9 protein-coding genes are annotated in these 11,857 nt (G+C 32.3%); 8 read left to right on the plus strand and 1 reads right to left on the minus strand.

Going from position 1 to position 11,857, the window contains the following annotated elements; translation table 11 throughout:
- The first annotated feature begins 76 nt into the window (after window positions 1-76).
- Window positions 77-1,522: a sulfatase family protein gene (locus tag JQC67_RS07790; protein WP_203252260.1), complete on the plus strand. Its 1,446-nt coding sequence runs from the start codon at window positions 77-79 to the stop codon at window positions 1,520-1,522.
- Here the strand turns inward: JQC67_RS07790 and JQC67_RS07795 are convergent.
- A complete protein-coding gene (locus tag JQC67_RS07795) occupies window positions 1,519-2,400 on the minus strand; it encodes an AraC family transcriptional regulator (protein WP_203252261.1) in 882 nt (293 codons plus the stop codon). The two genes, JQC67_RS07790 and JQC67_RS07795, sit on opposite strands and share 4 nt — an antisense overlap.
- 86 nt (window positions 2,401-2,486) lie before the next feature.
- On the opposite strand from JQC67_RS07795, the gene JQC67_RS07800 reads away from it, so the two are divergent.
- The 7 genes from JQC67_RS07800 (at window position 2,487) to JQC67_RS07830 (ending at window position 11,786) form a co-directional block, all read left to right on the plus strand.
- Window positions 2,487-3,215 (plus strand): phytanoyl-CoA dioxygenase family protein, encoded by a 729-nt coding sequence (locus JQC67_RS07800; RefSeq protein ID WP_203252262.1) that lies wholly within the window; start codon window positions 2,487-2,489, stop codon window positions 3,213-3,215.
- Between the two features lie 232 nt (window positions 3,216-3,447).
- Window positions 3,448-5,502 carry a tetratricopeptide repeat-containing sensor histidine kinase gene (locus tag JQC67_RS07805; protein WP_203252263.1) on the plus strand — a complete coding sequence of 685 codons (2,055 nt, stop codon included), beginning with the start codon at window positions 3,448-3,450 and terminating at the stop codon, window positions 5,500-5,502.
- A 310-nt stretch (window positions 5,503-5,812) separates the two neighbouring features.
- Window positions 5,813-7,108 carry a tyrosine-type recombinase/integrase gene (locus JQC67_RS07810; protein WP_203252264.1) on the plus strand — a complete coding sequence of 432 codons (1,296 nt, stop codon included), beginning with the start codon at window positions 5,813-5,815 and terminating at the stop codon, window positions 7,106-7,108.
- Window positions 7,109-7,273: 165 nt separating this feature from the next.
- A complete protein-coding gene (locus JQC67_RS07815; protein WP_203252265.1) occupies window positions 7,274-7,768 on the plus strand; it encodes a hypothetical protein in 495 nt (164 codons plus the stop codon).
- A 320-nt stretch (window positions 7,769-8,088) separates the two neighbouring features.
- A complete protein-coding gene (locus tag JQC67_RS07820) occupies window positions 8,089-8,361 on the plus strand; it encodes a helix-turn-helix domain-containing protein (RefSeq protein ID WP_203252266.1) in 273 nt (90 codons plus the stop codon).
- A gap of 14 nt (window positions 8,362-8,375) precedes the next feature.
- Window positions 8,376-8,765, plus strand: a complete 390-nt coding sequence (locus tag JQC67_RS07825) for a hypothetical protein (protein ID WP_203252267.1) — start codon at window positions 8,376-8,378, stop codon at window positions 8,763-8,765.
- Between the two features lie 3 nt (window positions 8,766-8,768).
- Window positions 8,769-11,786 carry a DEAD/DEAH box helicase gene (locus JQC67_RS07830; RefSeq protein WP_203252268.1) on the plus strand — a complete coding sequence of 1,006 codons (3,018 nt, stop codon included), beginning with the start codon at window positions 8,769-8,771 and terminating at the stop codon, window positions 11,784-11,786.
- Window positions 11,787-11,857: the final 71 nt, after the last annotated feature.

The following is an 11,857-nucleotide window of genomic DNA, read 5'->3' on the forward strand; positions in this document are numbered from 1 at the left end:
AAATGCTAATATGTTTTTGCTGTTTAATTGCGCTCAGAAATAATACTTAAGTTAAACTGAATTAAAAGCTAATAAAATGAAGTTTTTTAAAAGTCTAGCAACGGTAGTTGCAATACTATTTTTAATTATAACATGTAATAGTAAAAAAGAAAATTTAATTAAAGAGGAGCAAGAGAATCCACCCAACGTACTAATACTCTTAACGGATCAATGGAGAGCGCAAGCAACAGGTTATGCTGGTGACCCCAATGTTAGTACTCCTTATTTAGATAGTTTGGCGGCGTTGAGTGTTAACTTTAAAAATGCGGTTTCGGGTATGCCAGTTTGTTCACCTTTTCGTGCTTCTCTATTGACTGGGCAAAGACCACTGACGCATGGGGTTTTTATGAATGATGTTCAATTAGATACAAATGCCGTAACCATGGCAAAGATATTTGCGAAACAAGGTTATGATACAGGGTATATCGGAAAATGGCATTTAGATGGTCATGGTCGATTACAGAATGTTGCCCCAGGTAATAGAAGACAAGGATTTCAGTATTGGAAGGGTAATGAATGCACACACAACTACAATGAATCGGTATATTATGATAATGACGACCCAAATCGAAAAACTTGGGATGGATATGACACTTTTGAGCAGACCGATGCAGCAATTGTATATATAAAAGAAAGAAAATCTACTAAAAATCCTTTCTTAATGGTATTGTCATATGGTACTCCGCATGCACCATATCATACCGCTCCTGAAGAATATAGAAATCGCTTCGATCCGACCAAAATTCAGCTTCGTGAAAACGTGCCCGATAGTTTAAAAGAACAAGCAAAAAAAGATTTAGCAGGCTATTATGCTCATATTGCTGCACTTGATGATATGATTGGTAAAGTGATGAAAAATCTAAAAGATTCAGGACAGATTGATAATACAATTGTTGTTTTTACGGCCGATCACGGAGATTTATTAGGATCACATGGTGCCTATAAAAAACAACAACCTTATGAAGAATCAGCTCGAGTACCTATGCTGTATTACATTCCTGATAAACTTAAAATTTCAGCAGGTGAAAAAGATGCTTTAATGAATTCTGAAGATATACTGCCGACACTTTTAGGTTTATGTGAAATACCAATTCCTGACACAGTAGAAGGATTGAATTTTAGACCTTATTTAGAAGGAAGAAAAAATATGGGTGAAGCAACCTTGTTAACGTGTGTGCAACCCTTTGGTCAATGGAATAGAATAAAACATGGTGGGCGCGAATATCGGGCACTTAAAACAATAAGACATACCTATGTTAGAGATCTAAATGGGCCTTGGTTATTATTTGATAATGAAAAAGATCCATATCAATTAAATAATTTGGTTGGTAATGATTCATACGCTGTCTTGCAAAACGATTTAGAAAATGAACTATCAAAACGATTAGAGGAAACAGGTGATGAATTTCTACCGGGTTTAGACTATGTTGAAAAATGGGGATACCCATTAGATGGTACAGAAACAGTACCGTATACACATTAGTGATTCGTGTTATTTGAAAGATTGTTTTGCGAATTTATATAAGAGCGCGGAGTAGTTCCAGTAAATTTTTTGAAGGTAGTGGCAAAGTATTGAGAAGAACTAAACCCGAGGTCGAACGCAACTTTAGTGACAGACTTACATTTAATTAAATCTATTTTCGCATGTTCAATTTTTAATCGGTTGACGTACTCTTTAGGAGGCATTCCTGTTTTCGATTTAAACCATGCTTTAAAATATCCAGTAGTCACACCAATCAAATTAGCCATTTCATCTACATAAATAATTCGATGCATATGTTGTTGAATGAACGTGTCTAACATATTAAGTTTTGCTGAAGGTGTAGTTTCCTGCGGTTGTTTTGATAAGATTACTGTTTCCAATAGAATTTGTGAAATTATCTGATTGACCATAATTTTAGATAACATCGCGTCAAAACTATCAAGCTGAACAACCAATTTCTCTAACAGGTATTTAAGTTGAAATGCTCCCTTAAATATAAGCTCAGAATTTTGATGAAGGGTACTTAGTAAATAATTAGCCTGGTCTTCGGGCAGATTGCAAATTCTACCATATTTGGGGTCTACTATAATTTGAATCCAAAATAATTCTCCCTTGTCCTCCGGATATTCCCCTGTACTATGAATAGTATCTGGGGGAACAATAAAAATATCATTTCCATTTAGAGCGAAAACATTGCCTTTGAGACTATAATGTTGTTTCCCTTTCATGCAAAAACAGATTTCTAAGGCTTTTGGATGCTGATGTTTTTTTAAGCCCGGTTTTACCTCGTTATACCTATAATGGCCAAATGACAAACCTCTAGATATTCCATATTCTTGAAGATTAAAAACAGTACGTTCTTGGTTGTTGGAATTCATTTTTAATTGTATAAAAAAGTAATATAGTATAAAAATGGTAGATAATTGTATGTTTTAATTTCATATTTGAATAAAGAAAATAAGTAATGAAAAATGAAAAGATAAGTTTTGCTAAAAATGGGTTTTTGAAGATTGCATCATTGCTTTCTATGGATGAGGTGGAAGAATTGCGTGGTATTTATGATGATTTGTTAAAAGACAACATAAGAACTGCTCATTTACGAAGCGACCTTGCAGGAATAGAGCAGAATACTGATAAAAAGGTTGAACGCATTACCCAGATAATGAGGCCAAGTACTGTTGCTACTGAACTATTAAATAATTCGGCCTATAAAAAAGCCATGATATGGGCAAAAAATCTTTTAGGTGATGATATGGAGCTGGATTTTGATATGATGATAAATAAGGCACCACATACCAATACACCAACACCATGGCACCAAGATGCAGCCTATTGGATAGATATGCCTGATAAAAGATCGGCAAGTTGCTGGATAGCTTTAGACGAAGTATTTGAAGAAAACGGATGCATGTGGTTTATTCCAAAAACTGAAGGTGCGCCAATTCTTAAGCATAAGAACCTACCTAATGGTGGGGCTTTGTATTGTGAAACTGAAACTAAGTTAGCGCAAAGTGTTCCGCTCAAAATAGGTGGTTGCACATTTCATGATGGGTTTACACTTCACTATAGCCATGGTAATAGTACGCATAGCCAGCGAAGAGCGCTGATACTTAATTTTAGGCCTAAAAAAATGATTGCTTTTGAACGCGAACAGGGCATAAATCATATAGGAGAGCGAAAACAAAGAAATTAAGGTTTGTCCTAAAGTGGTTTTAGAGCAGTAGAAAAGTGAAATCAAACATAAAGGTTTTTTAAAAAGCATATAAATTTCAAAGGATAGACTTCACTAAAGTAAGATTTAACCTACAATTATGAGTGATTGACAACTAAGAATATGTGAACCAAATTAATCCACGTAATTTTCTTGAATATTTATGGAAGTATAGAAGAATTCAATGCAACAGCTATTAATGAAAAATGAAGGTATGAGGTGCAAAGCATTTTCAACGGCCTTTGTCTTATTTATTTTAAGTAGTTGGTTTTTGTTCGCTCAAGAGCAAAAAACAGATAGTTTAGCATTTAAAATTCAAAAATTAAAACAGCAGTCGAATTATGAGCAAGACACGCTTTATATTAATTTATTATATGATTTAGGAAGACAAATTAGCTTATATAATTTAGATAGTTTACAAGTATTATCTAAAGAAACTATTCGGTTAAGTAAATCTATTGATTTTATAAAGGGTGAAGTAAAAGGTCATGTTAATCTAGGAACATACTATTCCGAAAATGGCAAGCAGAATCAGGCTGTAGAAAACTTCTCAATTGCACTCGCAAAGGCAAAGCAAATTAATAACTTAGAATTATTACTTCGAGCTAAAAGCTTACTAGCTATAGAGCATGAGTATAAAGAAGATTACGCCGGTGCACTTCGTCATTATATGGAGGGAATTGAAATAGCTTCAAATAATAACCACGATAGTTGGTTGTCTACCTTTTATGTAAACACATCTAATCTTTATAATTTACAAAAAGAGTATAAGCAGGGCCTATTGTTTTTACTAAAGGCAAAAGAATTAAATAAGAAAATTGGTGATGATAGAATATCAGCAATGACCCTTGCTAATTTAACTGCTACTTACATTGAAACGGGAGATTTAAAAAGTGCTTCTGAAAATGTGGACCAATGTATTGGGCTGTTTGAAAATTTAAAATTAAAAGAATGGTTAACATATGCCTATGAGTTAAAGGCAAATATTTACCTACAACAAAAACAATACGAGGCAGCACTTTCATGGTTTCAGAAGAGTGAGAAAATCCATGAAGCGATAGAACAACCGAGATATAAAATTCCTTTATATAATGGTATTGCAAAAACATATTTCGGTTTAGAGCAATATAAAACATCAGAGATATATGCTTCTAGAGCTGTAGAAATAAGTGAAAAAATAAATATTCTTGATGAGCGAGAAGAAAGTTTAAAGCTATTATATGAAATTAAAAAAGTAACCGATCAACCTGTTGAAGCTTTAGCGTATCTAGAAAAATATAAAAATATTTCAGATACAATTAGTAAAAACAAAAATGAAAAAGAACTGCGCATATTGAAATCTAACCTAGAATTTGATCAAGAAAAGGAAAGATATTTAGCGGAGAATAATAAAAAAGTTGCCGAACAAAAGTTGTATTTCTATGGGGCTCTTTTTATAATTTTAGCATTCTTAGTCATCATTTTTATAATGCATTTTACTAATAAGGTTCAAGATGAACTAAATCAAAAACTTACATCACAAACAAGTGAGTTAAAGAAAAAAGAGAAATTTCTTAGAGAGGCCAATAATACTAAAAGTAAGCTGTTCTCGATAATTGCACATGACTTAAAAGGACCAATTAATTCTTTTAAAATGATGTTTGATTTAGTCGATGCAGGAGAAATTAATACTAAAGATTTTATGGGTTTTGTGCCTAAAATGGGGCAAAATGTAAATAGTATTTCTTTTACATTAAACAATTTACTTGCCTGGGGTCATTCGCAAATGAATGGTTCAGTAACCAAACCAATAATAAACGACATTGCAGAAATTGTTGAAGAAAATTTAGCCTTACTTACTAAAATTGCTGAAAAGAAGGATATTACATTAAAAAACAATTTAGGTAGTGATGTAATAACATGGTCTGATAAAGATCAGATTTCAATTGTCATTCGAAATTTAATCAGCAATGCGCTAAAGTTCACTCCAGAAAACGGTATTATTCTCATTGATAGTTTGGATCGGACCAATATGTGGGAGATTTGTGTTAAAGACAACGGAATAGGTATGAGTAAAGAAGCATTGGGTATGATATTTAATGTCGCGGATACCTATACAACCTACGGAACGAATAACGAAAAAGGAACGGGTTTAGGCCTCAACCTGTGTAAAGAAATGGTAGAGAAAAATGGAGGAACTATATGGGCTACTAGTATACTTAACATTGGCACAAGTTTCTTTTTTACCATACCAAAAGAACCCGCAACAAATTCTGCTATTGAAAAATAATCCTAGTAAAAAAAATTCTGAACTGAGACCTACTTAATGTGTTAACCCTATGATAGGGAATAAAAAAACCCTGTTAATCATATGATTAACAGGGTTATATGTACTCGAGATGGGACTTGAACCCATACAATTACGTCTAATTTTCAACTATAGATAATACAGGGTTAATAGTTTTAAATACAATGTATTAAGGTATTTATGAGGTATATTGATAATCTAAAATGATTGTTGATGATTGTTAATGATGTTTAAATGGTTGGGATTTGGTTGGGAAAATAATTATATTTGATATGTTCAAATACTACTTACCATGGCAACCATAAAATACCGCGCAAGAGGGAGCAGCCCTAAAGCTTCAATTACCTTGAAATTATCATTAGGTAGAAATAAAGTATTTGAAAAAAAGACAGGTCTTATTATCGACCCAAAAGAATGGAGCGTAGATACCAACCTGCCAAAGCAGGCTAAGGCAAACAACAAAAAACTAAGTAATGACCTTAGAAAACTAAGTGCCTATATTTTCGACTGTGTAAATGAAGCACAAAAAGACGGCACGACAATAAATTCTAATTGGTTAGGTACTCAAATTGATATTCATTTTAAACGTATAAACCCAATTGGTAAAAGTGAACTGGTAACAGATGCCATACAACACGTAATAGATACCGCAGATATTAGAAAAAATCAATTAAATGAATTAGGGCTTTCAAAAAGTCGTATCAACAGTTATGAAGCCTTATTAAGAATATTTAAGGATTTTCAAGGCGGTAACAACTACAAGGTTAAAGAGGTTAACGTATCATTAGGTAAAGAGTTTTTAAGTTACTTACTAAACGATTGCAAGTATTCGAAAAGTTATGCCCTTAGAACTATGGGTAATCTAAAAACCGTCTGTTATGATGCAGATATTAACGGTATTGAAATATCTAAACAGGTTAGAAAAATTGAAAGTGGTAAACCTAGTAACGAATTTGTTATTTATTTAACGCCCTTAGAACTCAAAAAAATAGAGAAAGCCGATATAATGCAACCGCATCTGCAAAACGCTCGCAAATGGCTTTTATTGGGGTGTAGTATAGGTCAAAGAGTAAGCGACCTGCTCAATATTACCGAAAAGAACTTTGTTGTAAAAGACGGTTTGGAATTAATAAAACTGAAACAAAAAAAGACTGGAAAAAATGTTAGTATTCCTGTTTTGGATGCCACTAAGGAAATTATTAAATACGGGTTACCACAAAAAATATCATCACAGAAATTTAATGAGTACATAAAAAAAGTATGTGAAAAGGCAGAAATAAATGAATTGATAACAGGCTCTTTAATGGATAAAAAAACCAAACGTAAAAAAGTAGGTCAATATCCTAAATGGAAACTTATATCTAGTCATGTATGCCGTCGATCATTTGCAACCAATCTATACGGGGAATTACCAACGCCCTTAATTATGCAGATAACTCAACATAGCACCGAAAAAAATCTACTTGCCTACATGGGTAAATCAAACGACGACTACGCTCAACAGATAGCCGACTATTACGATAAGCAAAAAGCAAAAGCAAAAAAAGAACCTCAACTATCAGTTGTATCTAACGTAATAAACCAATAGAGTTATAAGCAAATCTTTATTAAAAGCAGTGTTAATTTATACCCAATATTTCAATCTTTACAATGCCAAAGAGCGCGAGATAATACGGGCAGAGTTTGAAAAATAAAACTTAAAAAAATCAATTTATAGTATATTTAAAATGGCAACGTAAAATTATTAGTTCAGATGCTGGAAGATGAAATCATAAAACTATTTAGTGAAATCGAAACGGGGAAGGGGTTCAGAAAATTATCACAATTAAAATTGAACTCAATTTATTCGTTTTTACAGAAAAATTTGAAACAAAAAAAACATTGGAATCAAAAAGCACTTTTTCGGTTTTGTGCGAAACACAATCTTAATCCATCCATTTTTCTTTATCAATTACAATCATTTGCTATAGAAATTAGTGAGAGAAAAAGAAAAAAATTTCTAACGCTTTTCTCTTTTATCAATAAAATTAATAATAACCCCTCAAAAAAAGTTCATCTTTCTAGTTCTGAAAAATATTTAAAGCTCAAAAAAAATGAAGTACCATTATCCCAGTTTTTAAATTCAATTAAACAGATTAGTGACTGCCTTGAAAACAGCGACAAAGAAGTTGTTAAAGGCTTAAATGCACTTATTCATACGGGATATAGCGACAAGACACTCTTAAAATATTATTATAAAAGGAATTAAATAAAAGTTATCCACTTACTCGGATTTTGAATAGTGTAAAATATTGATTATCAGTATAATAATTTAGGATAAAAGTTATTTTAGAAAGTGTTAGTTGTAAGTAGTTGATTGATAAATAATTAAGGTTTTTGAGTATGTTAATAACCTAGCAGTACAAAATCAGAATAATATTTTAAATCAATTTAACTTTGATTCAATCAAAAAAGGCTAAAGACCTACTATTGTAAAATCTAAAGCCCTTGGAATGTGAGAACTTCAAAGGTATCGTTTTTTTACAATGGTAAAGATTTAGCAATTGTTAAATTTTTAAATGTAAATAAATGCAGCAATTACAGTTTATCGGCACTACGCCAAACGCACTAATTGATCTAATCGACAACAAAGTAAAAGAGCGGTTAAACGAACTTAAAGAAAGTTTTGAACCCAAAGCACCAACGGAATTTTTAACGCGTAAAGAAACCGCAGCACTACTAAAAATCAACCTTAGTACCTTATACTTATGGACGCGCGATAATAAATTACAATCTTACGGAATATCAGGAAAAGTTTACTACAAGCGTAGTGAGTTAGAATCAACACTTATTGAATTATAAAAAAGGCTAAGAATATGAAAAATCATAATCAAAGCCTTAATAATTCGTTTGGCGACGGACAAGGCAAATATAACAATAAAGAGCGTTTAATAGCTTATTTAAAGTCACTTTCTAGGTTTCCCGATGTACTGGAACATAATAAAATTGCAAGTAGTTTCGAGGTGTCAAATTACCGACCAATTTTTAAAAACGATGCAATAAGGCGCGTACTTAGTACGACATTTATTGAGCCGTTAACGGCTGCAACTATTGATAAAACAACAGGCGTTAACCAAAAATATGTTTGTCGTTTAAAGGTTGAACTTGAAGACCAAAAACGCATTAAGGTTATTTGTTTAGGCTTATGTCCTACAACCGCAAGTAAGGGTGTACAATTCCTATCTAGTAACCCCGATATGTGGTAAGCTATGAGCGACCCTAATACGGTCGTACTTAAAAAATCATTAAATATTACGGTAAGCCATAAGGTTGTGAAAACTAACCTTAGCTTTTTACAGCCTTATTTTACCGAAATTGAACCCTATTATACAGACAGAAAACCAAATGCTCATAAGGGCGTAATATCTTACTACGGGTTAAATGGTTTATTGAATCGGCTTAATACTTACATAAGCACCAACAAAAAGTTTGATGCACCGCCAATTTTAAAAGGCATTTACAAGGGGGGTACAAGTGGGCAATATTGCACTATGTCCGCACCTTTCTTATTCTTTGACATAGACGTAAAGAATGAAGAAAATAAGCCCTTACAAGATGCCTATACTAATGCAGCTGTATTTGATGAACTTCAAAAGGTAGCTTTACTGGTTTGGCGTTCTAATAGTCAAAAAGGTATTGCAGGTATTTTGCACGTGCCAATGTTAGGCAATGTTAATAAAACGGAAACCGCACTACATAATAAAATTGGTAACGCTATAACAAACTATTTAAGCAACTATTTACTTAAAATGGGTTATGCAGTTGTTTTTGATGTAGCACAAAATAAGTTTAGACAAATACGATTTTTAGCAGAACAAAAAGAAGTCCGAACCTATAATTCAAACCCCTATACTTTTGATTATGCAATACAAGAACTGGAAGCCACCACCTACAACAATATAAAGAACTATGTATTTGAATCACCAACCGCAGTACATGGCAGTATTAAGCAACAATTTAATTTTAATAACCCTATTGATAATATAATTTTATCGTGTGGTTTTTCTAAAGTTAACGGGGCAAAACGATACAAACATTTTAATACCACAAGCAGCAGCAGCGGTAGCACCGACCCAAAAAAAAATATATTTTACAATCATAGTAGTAGTTTTTCTAACCGCAAAGTATTTGACCCGTTCAGCTTAGTATTATACACTAAATACGATAATGATTTTAACGCGTTTTTAAGCGATTTAAAGCAACAAGGGTATAAGGAGCAAAAACCTCAACAAAGTATTGTTAAAGATGCCCTAAAACGACTAAAAAACCCCAACATTACAGATAAAGAAATCTTTGCAGCTTTATTTGATTTAATAAACTTACCTACACCCGAAAAACTGGATTTAATAAAAGAGAATTGCAGAACTGCAAAAGATAGGCTAATGTATTGCAGCTATCTAAAAAGTAAAAATTTACTAATTAATTACGATGCATATTTTGAGATTGAAAACTATGTAAGCGAAGTATTAGAAAAGGTTTTAAATATAGCAGATAAAAAAAAGAAGGTCATACTTAGAGCAGAAACGGGAACAGGAAAAACAACCTCTTTTTTATTGGACTTTAAAAAGCACCGACCTAATGCACGATGTTTAATTTTAGCACCCCTTACCGTAATTGTAGAACAATCGGCATACGACTATAAAAATATCGTTGCTTTGACTGGTAAAAGTGAACCTTTAGAGCATACAAAAGCAAAAACGGAACAACTTGTATTTGCTACCTATGAGCAGGGAACTAAGCACCTTGTAAACGGTAACAAATTTGATTTTATAGTGATAGATGAGGTTCACAACCTGTTTTTAAGTAACTCTTACAAGCGAACTACAATAAATGAACTTACCGCCTTACTGGAATATAAAAAGGTAATAGGATTAACAGGAACGCCAAACAATTTATTTACTGATGTTGGTTACTCTTTGGTATCGGTAACAAAAAAACAACAACGCCCCGTTGAGATTGTGCAACGTGTAGATAATAGAAGACCTGAAAAAATAGTTTTACAGCATTTAGAGAATGTAAAAGGTAAAGTGATTTTTAGGGTAAACAGTACGCAGACCATACAGGAAATAAAAACGGAACTTATCAAAAATAAAAAGTTCATTGAAAATGAAATCCTGGTTTTGTATTCAAGTCAAAGAATAAAGAAAAGCAGCCAATACACCGAAATAATAAATACAAGTAAATTTACCGATAGTATAAAAATTGTTCTTACTACTGGTTTAATTGATGAGGGTATTAATATCAATCAATTAGGTTTTACCGATGTTGTTTTTATTGAAACAGAATTCACCCCAAGCCCAGAACCTTTAAAACAATTCTTTGCTCGTTTTAGAAATGCAGATACAAACCGTAAGAATTACCACTACTATAAAAAAACCAACAAACAGGAATCCAAGTACTGGAACGAAAAAAAAGACTATTCGCAGAAGTTAGAAATATTAAAAAACAATAATATTAATGACTTCAATACTTACAACGATTTAACCAACGATAATAATTTTTACTACAGTAACCGAAAAATAAATACGTACTACCTTGGCTATGAGGTGTATACAAAGTTTGTTTCTTTATTTACTCACTATGAATTTAACTACTACCTAACGAACAACTACAATTTAAAAATCAATATTGATAGTAAATATTTACTATCTACTATTGACACCTCCGACATTGCACAAAGTAAAAAAGAAGTAAAAAAGAACATAGCCGAGCAGCTTTATAATAATTGGGAAAATATCGAGGTTGGTGTAAAGCGTATAACAACCGATAAGCAACTAAAAAAAATAATTGAAGACATTGGGCAGCCTATAGAAAATGAATTACTGGACTTTGTGCAAACTAATATTAAGACCTTAGAGCGTTATTGTAGGTATTATTATCAACTTTTATCTACTGGTAAAACTGACCCGTTAGAATACTTAACAGACGGTAAAAAACTAAATGATCCAAGAAACATAAACCGAGTTATAAAATTATTTGAAACTATTAATTTAATAGAGCAGCCAAAAACCAAAAGAGATAAAACCAACCAAAAGAAAATATTATCTTTTATACAGGATATTAATATCGTTAAAAATTTAGATACTGGGTTAATGTTCAAACTTTGGAATAAATACAAAATAACCAATAATAGTAGCTATAAGGATAAGCACCTTCACGACCTAATAAGCCATTATACGAAATGGAAATTCGACAACAAAAATCAAAGGTTTAAGTTTAAGGAATAGTGTTTTACTTATTAAGGAACTTAGACACCCTTATTCCTTATGATCAACTCAATGAATATAGGTGTTAACAA

The organism is Aurantibacter crassamenti (genome assembly GCF_016811105.1).
GTDB lineage: Bacteria > Bacteroidota > Bacteroidia > Flavobacteriales > Flavobacteriaceae > Aurantibacter_A > Aurantibacter_A crassamenti.

What these genes read in the sequence shown, in the direction of transcription:
- JQC67_RS07790 (WP_203252260.1), top strand. Translation starts at nt 77, where the DNA reads ATGAAGTTTTTTAAAAGTCTAGCAACGGTAGTTGCAATACTATTTTTA.
- JQC67_RS07795 (WP_203252261.1), bottom strand. Translation starts at nt 2,400, where the DNA reads ATGAATTCCAACAACCAAGAACGTACTGTTTTTAATCTTCAAGAATAT.
- JQC67_RS07800 (WP_203252262.1), top strand. Translation starts at nt 2,487, where the DNA reads ATGAAAAATGAAAAGATAAGTTTTGCTAAAAATGGGTTTTTGAAGATT.
- JQC67_RS07805 (WP_203252263.1), top strand. Translation starts at nt 3,448, where the DNA reads ATGAGGTGCAAAGCATTTTCAACGGCCTTTGTCTTATTTATTTTAAGT.
- JQC67_RS07810 (WP_203252264.1), top strand. Translation starts at nt 5,813, where the DNA reads ATGGCAACCATAAAATACCGCGCAAGAGGGAGCAGCCCTAAAGCTTCA.
- JQC67_RS07815 (WP_203252265.1), top strand. Translation starts at nt 7,274, where the DNA reads ATGCTGGAAGATGAAATCATAAAACTATTTAGTGAAATCGAAACGGGG.
- JQC67_RS07820 (WP_203252266.1), top strand. Translation starts at nt 8,089, where the DNA reads ATGCAGCAATTACAGTTTATCGGCACTACGCCAAACGCACTAATTGAT.
- JQC67_RS07825 (WP_203252267.1), top strand. Translation starts at nt 8,376, where the DNA reads ATGAAAAATCATAATCAAAGCCTTAATAATTCGTTTGGCGACGGACAA.
- JQC67_RS07830 (WP_203252268.1), top strand. Translation starts at nt 8,769, where the DNA reads ATGAGCGACCCTAATACGGTCGTACTTAAAAAATCATTAAATATTACG.